General features: G+C 71.6%; 13 protein-coding genes and 1 tRNA gene. 6 read left to right on the top strand and 8 right to left on the bottom strand.

Annotated elements, in window-relative coordinates:
• Positions 1 to 12: 12 nt before the first annotated feature.
• Entirely contained in the window at positions 13 to 882 is an 870-nt protein-coding gene (locus HUN58_RS16000; RefSeq protein ID WP_180225185.1) for an alpha/beta fold hydrolase, read from the bottom strand.
• Positions 883 to 925: 43 nt separating this feature from the next.
• Positions 926 to 1,414 carry a peroxiredoxin gene (locus tag HUN58_RS15995; protein ID WP_058741353.1) on the bottom strand — a complete coding sequence of 163 codons (489 nt, stop codon included), beginning with the start codon at positions 1,412 to 1,414 and terminating at the stop codon, positions 926 to 928.
• Between the two features lie 245 nt (positions 1,415 to 1,659).
• On the opposite strand from HUN58_RS15995, the gene aceE reads away from it, so the two are divergent.
• The 6 genes from aceE (at position 1,660) to HUN58_RS15965 (ending at position 9,422) form a co-directional block, all read left to right on the top strand.
• Positions 1,660 to 4,404 carry a pyruvate dehydrogenase (acetyl-transferring), homodimeric type gene (gene aceE, locus HUN58_RS15990; RefSeq protein WP_180225184.1) on the top strand — a complete coding sequence of 915 codons (2,745 nt, stop codon included), beginning with the start codon at positions 1,660 to 1,662 and terminating at the stop codon, positions 4,402 to 4,404.
• A gap of 7 nt (positions 4,405 to 4,411) precedes the next feature.
• Positions 4,412 to 5,641, top strand: coding sequence for a CdaR family transcriptional regulator (locus tag HUN58_RS15985; protein ID WP_141861245.1), 1,230 nt, complete (start codon positions 4,412 to 4,414; stop codon positions 5,639 to 5,641).
• A gap of 78 nt (positions 5,642 to 5,719) precedes the next feature.
• A complete protein-coding gene (locus tag HUN58_RS15980; RefSeq protein ID WP_180225183.1) occupies positions 5,720 to 6,676 on the top strand; it encodes an ACP S-malonyltransferase in 957 nt (318 codons plus the stop codon).
• Positions 6,673 to 7,728 (top strand): beta-ketoacyl-ACP synthase III, encoded by a 1,056-nt coding sequence (locus tag HUN58_RS15975; RefSeq protein ID WP_254631521.1) that lies wholly within the window; start codon positions 6,673 to 6,675, stop codon positions 7,726 to 7,728. The genes HUN58_RS15980 and HUN58_RS15975 overlap by 4 nt, the downstream gene beginning before the upstream one ends.
• 83 nt (positions 7,729 to 7,811) lie before the next feature.
• Positions 7,812 to 8,060 carry an acyl carrier protein gene (locus HUN58_RS15970; RefSeq protein WP_058741348.1) on the top strand — a complete coding sequence of 83 codons (249 nt, stop codon included), beginning with the start codon at positions 7,812 to 7,814 and terminating at the stop codon, positions 8,058 to 8,060.
• A 117-nt stretch (positions 8,061 to 8,177) separates the two neighbouring features.
• A complete protein-coding gene (locus HUN58_RS15965) occupies positions 8,178 to 9,422 on the top strand; it encodes a beta-ketoacyl synthase (RefSeq protein WP_114850950.1) in 1,245 nt (414 codons plus the stop codon).
• 172 nt (positions 9,423 to 9,594) lie between these two features.
• On the opposite strand, the gene HUN58_RS15960 is transcribed toward HUN58_RS15965, so the two are convergent.
• The 6 genes from HUN58_RS15960 to HUN58_RS15935 form a co-directional block, all read right to left on the bottom strand.
• The gene (locus HUN58_RS15960) at positions 9,595 to 10,098 is read right to left on the bottom strand and encodes a DUF3145 domain-containing protein (RefSeq protein ID WP_231050759.1); all 504 of its coding nucleotides are present in this window, start codon (positions 10,096 to 10,098) and stop codon (positions 9,595 to 9,597) included.
• 156 nt (positions 10,099 to 10,254) lie between these two features.
• Positions 10,255 to 11,088, bottom strand: a complete 834-nt coding sequence (locus tag HUN58_RS15955; RefSeq protein WP_180225182.1) for a DUF1684 domain-containing protein — start codon at positions 11,086 to 11,088, stop codon at positions 10,255 to 10,257.
• On the bottom strand, positions 11,085 to 12,212 hold the full coding sequence (locus HUN58_RS15950) for an AI-2E family transporter (RefSeq protein ID WP_180225181.1): 1,128 nt from the start codon (positions 12,210 to 12,212) through the stop codon (positions 11,085 to 11,087). Before HUN58_RS15950 ends, HUN58_RS15955 begins: the two co-directional genes overlap by 4 nt.
• 34 nt (positions 12,213 to 12,246) lie before the next feature.
• Positions 12,247 to 12,321: transfer RNA gene (locus tag HUN58_RS15945), tRNA-Ile, on the bottom strand.
• A gap of 11 nt (positions 12,322 to 12,332) precedes the next feature.
• Positions 12,333 to 13,544, bottom strand: coding sequence for a glycosyltransferase (locus HUN58_RS15940; protein ID WP_141861234.1), 1,212 nt, complete (start codon positions 13,542 to 13,544; stop codon positions 12,333 to 12,335).
• A gap of 209 nt (positions 13,545 to 13,753) precedes the next feature.
• On the bottom strand, positions 13,754 to 14,665 hold the full coding sequence (locus HUN58_RS15935; protein ID WP_180225180.1) for a multidrug DMT transporter permease: 912 nt from the start codon (positions 14,663 to 14,665) through the stop codon (positions 13,754 to 13,756).
• Between the last annotated feature and the right edge of the window lie 13 nt (positions 14,666 to 14,678).

Raw genomic sequence — 14,678 nt, 5'->3', positions numbered from 1 at the left:
TCAGGACGTCCGTCAGGGAGTCGGCAGCAGCCCGGTGAACCGCGCGACGGCCGCGGGGTGCTCGACGTGCGCGAAGTGCCCGCAGTCCTCGAGCACCGCCGTGCGCACGGCGGGCAGGAGTGCGCGCAGGTCGTCGAGGTCGGACGGTCGGGCGAACACGTCCCCGCGCCCGACGACCGCCGCGACCGGCACGGTGACCGTCCGCCAGCCGTCGACGTCGTACCCCGCGGCGGCTCGGGCGGTCAGGGCGAACAGCTCCGGGCGGAACTCCTGCACGAACGCGTCGAGCACGCTCCGGTCGAGCCGCCGCACGTGGGCGAACACCGGGGCGGCCAGCAGCGGCAGCAGCCCGACCCGGGCGAGCCCGCGGAGCATGCCGCGTGCTGCTCCACCCGTGACGAGCACCCCCGCGCGGAGCAGCGTGAACGCCGGCAGGGTCCGGAGCGCGCGGAACGGGTGGGCGGCGGCCCGGACCGTCGCCGTCGTGGTCCCGGAGACCAGCCCGAGCGAGCGCACGCGGTCCGGGGCCGTCCGGGCCAGGTGGAGCCCGACGAACGCGCCCATCGAGTGCCCGACGACGTCCGCGGCGGCCACCCCGAGCGCGTCGAGCACGTCCACGACCACCCGGGCTCCCGCGTCGACGTCCACCGGGCGCTCCGGCGGCGGCGACGCACCCCAGCCCGGCAGGTCGAGGAGCACGAGCCCCCGGCCGTCGACGCCGTCAGCGGCCCGGAGCACCGGCGTCCAGGTCGTCCACGACCCCGCGACGCCGTGCAGCAGCACGACGGGACGCGGACCCGGTCGGTGGTGCACCACGACCGGTCCGACGCCGGTCCGGACGACCGTACGACGCAGCGACCACGTGGTCGGGTCGGCCGTCACCGGGTACGGCGCGTAGTCCTCGTCCAGTCGACCGGGGACGGGGTCAGCCGACCGGGACGGGCGCGGTACAGGCGGCGAGCCGGTCGAGCGCCGCGCGGTACTCGGCGACGTCGCGCTGCAGACCGGGCTCGGTGATGATCGACGCCTTGATGCGGCCCTGCACGTCGATGACGAAGGTCGCGCGGGTGGCGAAGCCCTTCTTCTCGAGGAAGACGCCGTACTCCTTCGACACGGCGCCGTGCGGCCAGAAGTCGGCGAGCAGCTCGAAGTCGTAGCCGTGCTGCTCCGCGAACGACCGCAGCGTGGCCTTCGAGTCGACGGAGACCCCGATGAGCTCGACCCGCTGGTCCTCGAACATCGCGATGTTGTCCTGCAGGGTGCACAGCTCGTTGGTGCAGCCCGACGAGAACGCGAGGGGGAAGAAGACGAGGGCGACCGGGCGGACGCCGCGGAAGTCGCTGAGGCGGACGTGCTCACCGAACTGGTTCGGGAGTTCGAAGTCCGGCGCGATCGAGCCGATCTCCAGGGCCATCGGTGCGTGCTTCTTCCTCGGGCGTGGGGTGTGCCCGTGTCGCGTGTGCAGGCGCGGGTCGCGCGTGCACGATCGGCAATGGTACGCCGACGGCACCCGAATGCAAGCGCGTGTCCACCTGCGCGTCACCATCAGGCTGCCGGTCGGTGGTGGGGCCTAGAGTGGTGTGGGTTTCCCCGCCGGTCGTGACCCGATCCGAACGGGAACCACCATGTCCACCACCACGAGAACGAACGAGGTCAAGGGTGACGGTGAACGACCAGGACCCGCGCAGCACCGCAGGGACCGACCAGGACCCGGAGGAGACCGCAGAGTGGCGTGAATCGCTCGACGGTCTCGTCGCGACGCACGGCCACCAGCGGGCCCGCGAGATCATGCAGAGCCTGCTGAAGCGCTCGAACGAGCTGCACCTCGGCGTGCCGATGGTCCCGACGACCGACTACGTCAACACGATCGCGCCGGAGGACGAGCCGGAGTTCCCCGGCGACGAAGAACTCGAGCGCCGCTACCGCCGGTGGATCCGCTGGAACGCCGCGATCACCGTGCACCGCGCGCAGCGCCCCGGCATCGCCGTCGGCGGCCACATCTCGACGTACGCGTCGAGCGCCGCGATGTACGAGGTCGGCTACAACCACTTCTTCCGCGCGCAGGACCACGCGTCCGGCGGCGACCAGGTGTTCTTCCAGGGCCACGCCTCCCCCGGCATGTACGCCCGCGCCTACATGGAAGGCCGCCTCAGCGAGGACCAGCTCGACGGCTTCCGCCAGGAGAAGTCGCACGCCGGTGGCGGCCTGTCGTCGTACCCGCACCCGCGCCTCATGCCGCACTTCTGGCAGTTCCCGACCGTGTCGATGGGCATCGGCCCGATCAACGCGATCTACCAGGCCCAGCAGGCCAAGTACCTCACCAACCGCGGCATCAAGGACGCCGGCGACCAGCAGGTCTGGGCGTTCCTCGGCGACGGCGAGATGGACGAGGTCGAGTCGCGCGGTCAGCTGCAGGTCGCGGCGAACGACGGGCTCGACAACCTGAACTTCGTCATCAACTGCAACCTCCAGCGCCTCGACGGCCCGGTGCGCGGCAACGGCAAGATCATCCAGGAGCTCGAGGCGTTCTTCCGCGGTGCCGGCTGGAACGTCATCAAGGTCGTGTGGGGCCGCGAGTGGGACGACCTGCTCGCGCGTGACACCGACGGCGCGCTGCTCAACCTGATGAACGCCACGCCGGACGGCGACTACCAGACGTACAAGGCCGAGAACGGCGCCTACGTCCGCGAGAACTTCTTCGGGCGCGACCCGAAGGCGCTCGAGCTGGTCAAGGACTACTCGGACGACCAGATCTGGAACCTCAAGCGCGGTGGCCACGACTACCGCAAGGTCTACGCCGCGTTCAAGGCCGCGACCGAGCACAAGGGCCAGCCGACCGTCATCCTCGCGAAGACCGTCAAGGGCTACGGCCTCGGCCCGAGCTTCGAGGGCCGCAACGCGACCCACCAGATGAAGAAGCTCACGCTCGACAACCTCAAGCAGTTCCGCGACGAGATGCGCATCCCGATCTCCGACGCGCAGCTCGAGGAGAACCCCTACACGCCGCCGTACTACCACCCGGGCAACGACGACGAGGCGATCCAGTACATGCACGAGCGTCGCCGCGAGCTCGGCGGCTACGTGCCGGAGCGCCGGACGAAGTACACGCAGTTCACCCTCCCCGAGGACGCGAAGTACCAGGTCGTGAAGAAGGGCTCCGGCAAGCAGGAGGTCGCCACGACCATGGCGTTCGCGCGCCTGCTCAAGGACCTGCTCCGTTCCCCGGACTTCGGCGACCGCGTGGTCCCGATCATCCCGGACGAAGCACGCACGTTCGGCATGGACGCGTACTTCCCGACCGCCAAGATCTACAACCCGAACGGCCAGCACTACACCTCGGTCGACCGCGAGCTCCTCCTGGCCTACAAGGAGAGCCCGCAGGGCCAGATCGTCCACGTCGGCATCAACGAGGCGGGCGCACTCGCGGCGTTCACCGCGATCGGCACCTCGTACTCGACGCAGGGCGAACCGCTCATCCCGGTCTACGTCTTCTACTCGCAGTTCGGGTTCCAGCGCACCGGCGACGCCATTTGGGCGGCGGGCGACCAGATGGCCCGCGGCTTCATGATCGGCGCCACGGCCGGTCGCACCACGCTGACCGGCGAGGGCCTGCAGCACGCCGACGGCCACTCGCTGCTCCTCGCGGCGACGAACCCGGCGGTCGTGTCCTACGACCCGGCGTACGGCTACGAGATCGGGCACATCGTCCGCTCCGGTCTCGAGCGCATGTACGGCACGAACGAGGACGGCTCGCCGAAGCACGCCGACCCGAACGTCATGTACTACCTGACGGTCTACAACGAGCCGCTCGTGCAGCCGGCCGAGCCCGAGGGCGTCGACGTCGAGGGCATCGTCAAGGGCATGTACCTGCTCAAGCCGAGCGAGCACGACGGCCCCAAGGCCCAGCTGCTCGCGTCCGGTGTCGCGGTGCCGTGGATCCTCGAGGCGCAGCAGCTCCTCGCCGAGGACTGGGGCGTGTCCGCCGACGTCTGGAGCGTCACGAGCTGGGGTGAGCTGTACCGCGACGGTCTCGACGCGGAGCAGCACGCGTTCCTCAACCCGAACGAGCAGCCGCGCACCCCGTACGTGACCGAGCGCCTGCTCGGCACCGAGGGTCCGGTCGTCGCCGTGAGCGACTTCATGCACCAGGTGCAGGAGCAGATCCGCCCGTTCGTGCCGACCGACTACGCGACCCTCGGCGCCGACGGCTTCGGCTTTTCGGACACGCGTCCGGCCGCCCGCCGCTTCTTCCACATCGACGGCCCCTCGGTCGTCGTGCGGACGCTGCAGCAGCTCGCCCGCCAGGGCAAGGTCGACCAGGCCGTCGTCCAGCAGGCGATCGACCGCTACCGCCTGCACGACGTCACCGCCGGCACGACCGGCAGCGCTGGCGGCGAGAGCTGATCAGCAGGTGAGCACCCCCCGCACCGACACCGCCGTGGGCCGGGAGAGCGATCGTGACCGCGCGCTCTCCTGGCTCCGGCAGGTGTCGGGCGAACTCTCGACCGCGACGATCAAGCGGCTCGAGGACACCCTCCCGTGGTACAGCGAGATGCCCCCTGGGCGCCGCTCGGCCGTCGGGCTCGTGGCCCAGGCCGGCATCACGTCGTTCATCTCCTGGCTCGAGGGCAGCGCGTCGACGCCGTGGATCGCGGCCGCCGACGTCTTCGGCTCCGCGCCGCGCGAGCTCCTGCGCTCGGTGAGCCTGCAGCAGACCCTGCAGCTCATCCGCGTGGTGGTCACCGTCGTCGAGGAACGTGCCAAGGACGACGAGATGCTGCAGGAGGCGATCCTGAAGTACTCGCGGGACATCGCCTTCGCGGCAGCCGACGTCTACGCCCGCGCGGCCGAGGCCCGTGGGCTCTGGGACGCCCGGCTCGAGGCCCTCGTCGTCGACTCCATCCTGTCCGGCGAGTACGACGACGAACTCCCCTCCCGCATCGCGGCGCTCGGCTGGCACGGCCACGGCGAGGTCGCGGTCCTGGTCGGCAACGCCCCGAAGCAGCTCGAGGTCGACCAGATCCGGCGGACCGCACGGCACATGGACGCCGACGTGCTCATCGGCGTCCAGGGATCGCGGCTCGTGGTCGTCATCGGCCGCGCCACCCCGCGGGACGACGTCCCCGAGGGCGAGGAGCCCGTCTCCTTCACCGCCATCGCGCAGGCCCTCGAACCGTCCTTCGGCGAGGGCCACCTGGTCCTCGGCAACGAGGTCCCCGGGGTCGTCGACGCCTCGACCAGCGCGAAGGGCGCCCTCGCCGGGTTCGCCGTCGCGCGGGCCTGGCGCGGCGCCCCACGCCCGGCGCTGGCGGACGACCTGCTGCCCGAACGGGCCCTCGCCGGCGACCCGCTGGCCCGGTCCGCCCTCGTCCAGCGCATCTACGTGCCGCTCAAGGACCAGTCCACCGAGCTCCTCCAGACGCTCTGGTGCTACCTGGACACCGGCCGGTCGCTCGAGGCCACGGCCCGCGAGCTCTTCGTGCACCCGAACACCGTGCGCTACCGGCTCCGCCGCGTCGCCGACGTCATCGGGTGGGACGCCACGCACGCCCGCGACGCCCTCATCGTGCAGTCGGCGCTCATCCTCGGCGCCATGTCCGAGTCGAACACCGGCCGCCGGCGGCCTGCCGCGCGACGATAGGGATCGCACAAGGTCTCCGGCGGATCGCTGTCGGAAGTCCACACGCTCCTCGGCCGCCGCGGCAGGAAGGATCGATGGGTGATCGTCGTCGTCGCGCCCGGACAGGGCTCCCAGACCCCCGGCTTCCTCGCTCCCTGGCTCGAGGACGCCGCCGTCCGTGACCGCGTGGGCGCGTGGTCCGACGCGATCGGCGTCGACCTCGTGCACCACGGCACCGAGTCCGACGCCGACACCATCAAGGACACCGCGCTCGCGCAGCCGCTCATCGTGGCCGCGGGCCTGGTCACCGCCGACGCCCTGCTCGCCGACGGCCGTCGTGCCCTCGTCGGCGGGGTCGCCGGCCACTCCGTCGGCGAGTTCACCGCCGCAGCCGTGGCCGGGATCCTCGAGCCGACCGACGCCGTGTCGCTCGTCGCCGAGCGCGGCCGGGCCATGGCCGACGCAGCCGCCCTCGAACCGACCTCGATGGCCGCCGTCCTGGGGGGCGACCCGGACGCGGTCGCCGCGGCGCTCGAGCAGCACGGCCTCGTCCCCGCGAACCACAACGGCGGCGGCCAGACCGTCGTCGCCGGTCCGGCCGACGGCATCGCCGCCCTCGCCTCGGAGCCGCCCGCCAAGGCCCGCGTGGTCCCGCTCGCGGTCGCCGGCGCCTTCCACACGCGGTACATGGCCCCCGCCGTCGCCCGTGTCGCCCCGGTCGCGGCCGCCGCCACCGCGCACGACCCGAGCCTGCCGATCTGGACGAACGCCGACGGCTCCCGCGTCGACGACGGCCGCCGTTTCGTCGACCTCATGGTCCAGCAGATCGAGAACCCCGTGCACTGGGACGCCGTGATGGAGTCCTTCGCCGCCGCCGGCGTCACCGGCATCATCGAACTGGCCCCGGCCGGTGCCCTGGTCGGCCTCGCGAAGCGCGGCCTCCGCGGCACCCCGACCGTGGCGATCAAGACCCCCGACGACCTGCCCGCCGCCGTCGAGCTCCTGGAGCGCGACCGCGACCAGTCCGCAGGCCAGGAAGCAGACGCAACCGCATGACCGACGCGACCACGCCGTCCCCCGCCACCGACGGGACGGCCGCTCCCCGTGCCTCCCGTCCGCTGCTGCAGCAGCGTCGCGGCCACGAGTTCACCCGCATCCTCGCGTTCGGCGCCGCCCGCGGCGAGAACGTCGTCCCGAACGACGACCTCGTCGGCCCGATCGACTCCTCCGACGAGTGGATCCGGCAGCGCACCGGCATCGTGACCCGCAAGCGCGCGGGCGCCGACGTCGAAGCGGTCGACCTCGCCGAGGCCGCCGCGCGCGAGGCGATCGCGAAGGCCGGCATCGAGCCGTCGCAGATCGGCGTCGTGCTGGTGAGCACCGTCACGCACACCGTGGCGACCCCGTCGATGGCGTCCCTGCTCGCCGAGCGCATCGGCGCCACCCCGGCCGCGGCGTACGACGTCAGCGCCGCGTGCGCCGGCTACGCGTACGGCATCGCCCAGGCCGACTCGTTCATCAAGTCCGGTCTCGCCGACCACGTGCTCGTCGTCGGCGCCGAGAAGCTCAGCGACGTCGTCGACCCGACCGACCGTTCCATCTCGTTCCTCCTCGGTGACGGGGCGGGCGCGGCCGTGGTCGGCCCGAGCGACTTCCCCGGCATCGCCCCGACGATCTGGGGCTCGGACGGCTCGAAGTGGGACGCGATCGGCATGACCGCGACCTACAACGAGTGGGCCGCCGGCGCACCCCGACCGACCATGCGCCAGGCCGGACAGACGGTGTTCCGCTGGGCCGTGTGGGAGATGGTCAAGGTCGCCCGCCAGGCACTCGAGACCGCCGGGGTCCGCCCCGAGGACCTCGCCGCCTTCGTGCCGCACCAGGCGAACATCCGCATCATCGACGAGTTCGCCAAGCAGCTCGGCCTGCCGGACACCGTGACGATCGCCCGCGACATCACCACGACCGGCAACACCTCCGCCGCGAGCATCCCCCTCGCCACGCACCGCCTGCTCGAGGAGCACCCGGACCTGTCGGGCGGCCTCGCCCTGCAGATCGGCTTCGGCGCCGGACTCGTGTTCGGTGCGCAGGTGGTCGTCCTCCCCTAGTCCCCCGCGCCTCCGCGCACGGATCGAGCCCGTGCCCTAGGCTGTCCCACGGTCAAACGACACCCCCCTCAAGGAGAACCCTCATGGCCCTGTCCAACGAAGAAGTCCTCGCCGGCCTGGCCGAGCTGATCAACGACGAGACCGGCATCGCGACCGACACCGTCGCCGCCGACAAGTCGTTCACCGACGACCTCGACATCGACTCGATCTCGATGATGACCATCGTCGTGAACGCCGAGGAGAAGTTCGACGTGAAGATCCCGGACGAAGAGGTCAAGAACCTCAAGACCGTGGGCGACGCCGTCGACTTCATCGTCAAGGCGCAGGCCTGACGCGAGCTTCCTGAGCGCCGCGGCCCCGGCGGAACTGCCGCGGGCCGCGGCGCTCGTCTCGTCCACCCCCGGCTCCCCACGCGAGCCAGCTCGTCCAACGAAAGAACACGTCGTTCCATGACCAACAAGACCGTCGTCGTCACCGGGATCGGTGCCATCACGCCCCTCGCCGCGACCGCCCCGGAGACGTGGGAGGCGCTGCTCGCCGGCAAGTCCGGCATCACCCGCATCGAGGACCCGCGCTACGCCGAGCTCGAACTCCCCGTCGAGTTCGCCGGCCAGGGCCGCCGGTTCCTCACCGACCAGCTCACCCGCCCGGAGACGAAGCGCCTCGACCCGTCGTCGCAGCTGTCGCTCGTCGCCGCGCGCGAAGCCTGGGCCGACGCCGGCATCGACCCGGAGACCGTCGTCCCCGAGCGCCTCATCGTCGACTGGGCGACCGGCATCGGCGGCGTCAACACGCTGCTCGACGCCTGGGACACCCTGCGCGAGAAGGGCCCGCGCCGCGTCATGCCGATGACGGTGCCGATGCTCATGGCGAACGGCCCCGCCGCCGCCATCGAGATGGAGTTCGGCGCCCGCGGCGGAGCCCGCACGTACCTCTCGGCCTGCGCGTCCTCGACCGAGTCCCTCGCCGAGGCCTACCGCCACGTCGCATCGGGCGAGGCCGACATCGTCATCACCGGCGGCGCCGAGGCCGCGCTGCACCCGCTGCCCCTCGCCGCGTTCGCCGCGATGCAGGCCCTGTCGCGCCGCAACGACTCCCCGGAGACCGCCTCGCGGCCGTACGACGTGACGCGTGACGGCTTCGTCCTCGGTGACGGCGCTGCGGCGCTGATCCTCGAGACCAAGGAGCACGCCGAGGCCCGCGGCGCGAAGATCTACGCCGAGGTCGCCGGTGCCGGCATCACCTCGGACGCGTTCCACATCACCGCCCCGGACCCCGAGGGCAGCGCCGCCGCCCGCGCGGTCATCACGGCGCTCGAGCACGCCGGCGCCGCCCGCGAGGACGTCGTCCACGTCAACGCGCACGCGACCTCCACCCCGGTGGGCGACGTGGCCGAGTACCACGCCATGCGTCGCGTCTTCGGCGACCACCTGGACAACGTGGTCGTCTCGGCGACCAAGGCGTCCACGGGGCACCTGCTCGGCGGTGCCGGCGCGATCGAGGCCGCGTTCACCGTCCTCGCCCTGCACGAGCGCGTCGCCCCGCCGACGATCAACCTCACGCAGCAGGACCCGGAGATCGTCATGGACGTCGCCACCGCGCCGCGCGAGCTGCCGGCGGGCGACCTGCTGGCGGTCAGCAACTCGTTCGGCTTCGGCGGGCACAACGCCGTGGTCGCGTTCCGCTCGGTCTGACCCCCGGTCACGGCCTGGAGGCCCGTCCTGCGTCCGCAGGGCGGGCCTCCGTCGCGTCGTGGCCGGCCCCGGCACGCCCGGCGACCACCGGGAACGACGGACGCCGCCCGCTCCGGAGGGAGCGGACGGCGTCCGGGGTGCGGGAGGAACCGGGCGGGCGGAACCGTGCGGGTCAGCCGACGCGGTGCAGCCAGACGACGGGGTTGCCCTCGGCGGCGTGGCGGAAGGGCTCGAGTTCGTCGTCCCAGGCCTGCCCGAGGGCGAGCCGGAGCTCCCGGTGCAGCTCGAGGGCGTTGCTCCCGGCGAGCTCCATGGCGTAGCGGACCCGGTCCTCGGGGACGACCATGTTGCCGGACACGTCAGTCTGCGCGAAGAAGACGCCGAGGTCCGGCGTGTGCATCCAGCGGCCGCCGTCGGACTCCGCCGTCGGTTCCTCGGTGACCTCGAAGCGCAGGTGCTCCCAGCCGCGCAGGGCAGAGGCGATCGCCGCGCCGGTGCCGACCTGCCCGGTCCAGGTGAACTCCGTCCGACGGGAGCCGTCGAGCGCGGGCTGGTCGAGCCACGAGAAGTTCACGGCGCGGCTCATCGCGCGACCTGCCGCCCATTCGACGTGCGGGCAGAGCGCGCGTGGTGAGGAGTGCACGTAGAGCACTCCTGTCGTCGTTCCGTTCACGATTCCTCCGCTTCGTCAGGTGCGACTTCCCCATCGACCTGTGGTGCGGAGTCCCGGAACGGGACATCGGTATCCGATTGTGATGTCCTTGCGGACACGCCCATTATGCATGTCACCGGCTGCGAACGCCACACCCGGGCCGCACGGATCGCGGCGACGTCAGTGCATGACGGCTCCGGTTGCGTCGACCGGGTGGCGCTCCCCCGCGCGGAGCGGGACCGGGATCCGGTTCTGCTCGGGTGGGATCGGGCAGGCGAACTGGAACGAGAACGCGCACGGCGGCAGGACGAGGCGGTCCCAGTCGAGCAGCACCTCGGCACCGGAGTCGTCGGCGGCGAGGGCATCGGCGCCGGGGTCGTCGAGGTACAGGAAGCGGCCCATCGAGTACGAGCTGCCGGGGTCGTCCTCGGGCAGGGCGCTCGTGGCGTCCTGCACGATGAGCTGCAGGCGGGCGACACCGTGGTGGACCGCGGAACGCACCGCCAGGAGCTCCAGGGGGGCGCCGTCGACCTCGGTCGAGACGGTGCCGGCGACCACGAGCGGATCGCCGGCGGCGTCGACGACGCTGCCACGATCCTCCTGGCCGGTGGTCGCCCGGAACCTGCCGGAGGTGACGTGCGACGGCGACGCGTCGAAGCGCGCGATCGTCGCGAAACGGGTGACCGCGTCGCTCGCCGGGTCCCACACCCGCAGCGTGTGCCCGTGCACCGTCGCTGCCGTGCCGTCCGCGAAGGCGACCGTCGAGGGGACGACCGCCTGGTCGCCGGCGACGAGCACCGCCCCGTCGACCGGGACCCCGTCGACGACGATGCCGTCCGCAGCCTCGGCCGTGACCGTCAGTCCACCGGGTGCCGGCGCCCACCGCCCCGGCACGGGCCAGACCGGCTGGGGCTGCTCGACGAGCTGCGTCGTCACCAGCGCGAGCGGTCCCCGCGCGCTGCGGGCCCAGCGGTCGCGCTCGGCGACGTGGTCCGCCAGGGACCGCTCGGTCACGACTGCTCCTGGCGGGGGTAGATGACCTTCTGGACGATGATGATCACCGAGGCGGCGAACGGCACGGCCACGAGCGCGCCGAGGACTCCGCCGATCGTGCCGCCGGCCACCGCCGCGATCACCACGAGGGCGCCGGGGACCTGCACCGCACGGGACATGATGCGCGGCGAGATGAGGTAGGCCTCGACCTGCATGTAGACGAGGTAGTAGATCGCCGCGGCCAGTGCGGTCGCGGGCGAGGCGAACAGGCACAGCAGCGAGATGATGATCGCCGCGGCCAGCGTGCCGACGAGCGGGATGAGCGACCCGAGGAACGCGAAGGTCGCCAGGAGCACCGGCAGCGGCGCCCCGATGATGAGCAGGAACACGAGGCTGAGGATGCCGTTGATGAGCGCTTGGCTGATCTGCCCGACGACGTAGCGACCGACCGCCTGGGTGATCTGCTCGCTGACGTCGATGAAGTTCTCGCGCCGGGTGGCCGGGACGAACCGGTACGCCATCGACTTGAGGCCGCGCATCGACGCCAGGAAGTACAGCATCAGGATGATGACGATCACGGCACCGGTCAGGCCGGAGAGGATCCCGCCGCCGACCGCCAGGATGCCGCCGCCCAGGCTGAGCAGGTTGCCCGGGTCCTCGACGAAGGACTGCAACGACTGCAGCGCGTGGTTGATGTCGAACGAGCCCGCGAACTGCTGCGACAGGTCCTGCACCCACTCCTGCCGCGAGATGTCCTGCACGATCTCGGGGAAGTTCTGGATGAGGTTCGTCGCCTGCTGGATGAGGATCGGGACGACCGCGAACACGACCCCGGCGAAGGCCGCGAGGACCCCGACGACCACGATCGTGATCGCCGACCACCGCGGGATGTACCGCTCGAGGAACGACACCAGCGGGTCGATGCCGAGCGACAGGAACAGGGCGACGCCGATGTAGACGAGGACCGTGCTCAGCTCGCTGACGATCGTGCCCACGAGCAGGGCGATCAGGACGCCGAGCGCCCCCGTGAAGCCGATCCGGAAGGCATTGACCCGGACCCCGGTGCCGGCCTGGGTCCTCTCGAACGTCACGTTCGGGGTCGGGCCGTGCTCCTCCGACTCGTCGTGCTTGCGCTTGAACTGCATGGGAGACGGGTCAGCCTTCCTCGGGCGTTTCGCGTAGGGCGGGCGGGACTTGAACCCGCGGATCGTTCGGTTATGAGCCGACTGCCTTGACCAGCTTGGCTACCGCCCCTCGGAGGCCGTTCAGGCCACCGCTTCCCCACGATACAGCGACTCGAACGTCGACAGCGTGCGGTTGATGTCGTGTGCCTCGATCATCGCCAGGCTGCGCTCGCGCATCGTCGTGTAGTCCTCGTCCGACGCGGTCAGCACCGTCGTGAGCTTCGCCGCGAGGTCGGCGGCGTCGCCCGGGGTGAAGAGGTACCCGTTGCCGTCGATCAGGTGCGGCAGCGCCATCGAGTCGGCCGCCACGACGGGCAGCCCGGAGGCCATCGCCTCGAGCGAGGAGATGCTCTGCAGCTCGGCCGTCGACGGCATCGCGAACACGGTGCCGTTCGTCAGGGCCTGCCGCTTCGCCTCGTCCGTGACGAAGCCCGCGAACCGCACCCGGTCGTCGAGGCCGAGCTCGTGCACGAGCGCCGTCAGCTTCGGGATCATCTCGCCGCCGCCGACGATGGTCAGGTGGGCCTGCAGCTCGGCGGGGATGAGCGGGAGCGCCCGTACCAGGACGTCGAGGTTCTTCTCGGGGGCGACGCGGCCGACGAAGACGATCTCGTTCGTGGCCGGTCGTCCCGGTCGCGCGGTGTAGCGGGAGGCGTCGATGCCGCACGAGATCGCGAGGACCTGCTGCCCGGCGATCGCCTTGCGCAGGTAGTCGGCGGCGAGCACCGTCGGCGTCGTGATCGCGTCGGCCAGCCGGTAGGTCTTGGCGGCGTCGTTCCAGGCGATCTTGAGCGCGATCGGCAGCGTGAACCGACCGAACGGCGTGTACTCGAGCAGGTTCTCGGGCATGAAGTGGTTGGTGCCGACGACGCGGATGCCGCGCTCGTGGGCCTCCTGCACGATCCCGCGCCCGATGACGATGTGGGACTGGATGTGCACGACGTCCGGCTGCACGGCGTCGAGGATCGGGCCGGTCCACTTGCGGACGCTCCAGGGCCAGACGAAGCGGAGCCACGCGTGCCACGGCCACTTGTACGACTTCAGCCGGTGTACCGTGAGGGTGACGCCGCGGTGCTCCTCGTCGAAGGTGCCGTGGTGGGCGCTCGACGCCGGGGCGACGACGTGGACCTCGTGCCCGCGTTCCGCGAGGCCGACGGCGAGCTGCTCGGCGAACGTGGCGGCGCCGTTGACGTCCGGCGGGAAGGTGTCCGCGGCGATCAGGACACGGAGCGGTCGGGAGCCGCCCGTCGCACCCGTCGGTTCGGCGGTGGCGGTGGTGGCGTCCTCTGACACGGCTGGCGTCGTCCTCTCGTGGGCGGGTGCTGGTCGGTCCTCGACGGTACCGCACGCTCCCGGAGGGACGCGTCCGCCTCGCGGCGGACCCGGGCTGCGGTCAGGCGGGCAGGCGGCAGCGCGCAGCACAGCGCCGCTGGTCAGCTCCGCACAGCGCCGCTGGTCAGCTCCGCACAGCGCCGCTGGTCAGCTCCGCACAGCGCCGCCGGTCAGCTCCGCGACTCCGGGTGGTGCTTGGCGAGCAGGAAGACCCCGGTGATCGCGACGACCGCGGCGACGAGGAACCCGAGCACGGCGAACCAGGGCGCCCCCTCGGCCTCGCCGAGCACCAGGACACCGATGCCGACCGCCACGATCGGGTCGATCACCGTGAGCCCGGCGATGACCAGGTCGGCCGACCCGCTCGAGTACGCGTTCTGCACGAAGTACCCGCCGAGCGCCGCCGCGACGACGACCCCGACGATCGCGAGCACCGTGAGCCAGTCGAACGTGCCGGCGACGAACCGGTTGAGCACGACCTTCGCGAGCGTCGCGACGAAGCCGTAGAGGACGCCCGCCGCGACGATGTAGTACAGCGCGACCTGGTGCTTCGCGGCGAACCGGAACGAGACGAGCACGACCGCCAGCACCACGACCAGGATGAGCAGGATCGTCGTCAGCTGGGCGGCGTCGATCGCGCTCTCCCGACCGACGAAGGCTGCGATCGCGACGAAGATCCCGACGCCGACGATGCACGTCCAGACGGCGCGACGGGCTTGCTGCCCGAGCGGCCGGCCGCTCGACCGCGACGAGAACCACGTGGTGATGACGAGGGCCACCGCCCCGAGCGGCTGCACGACGATGAGCGGCGCGTTCGTGATGCTGAAGAGCTGCAGGACGACCGCGAGCCCGAGCATGAGCGTGCCGAGCACCCAGTACCCGCTGCCGAGCAGCGCGAGCACGTGCCGGACCGAGAGCCCCTCGGACTGCCGGCCGAGCTTGGCCTCGACCCGCTGGACTCCGCGGCTCTGGAACTGCGCGCCGAGCGACAGGAAGACCGCACCGACGAGGGCGACGGGGATCATCAGGGCCTGGAAGGGTGTCAGGTTCACCGCATCCGGGATCGGGAGGTCCGTCGTCACGCGATGAGGCTAC

The sequence above is a fragment of the Curtobacterium sp. Csp1 genome (genome assembly GCF_013347185.1).
The sequence above is the reverse complement of the archived record's forward strand: the minus strand, read 5'-3'. Positions and strand labels throughout refer to the sequence as shown.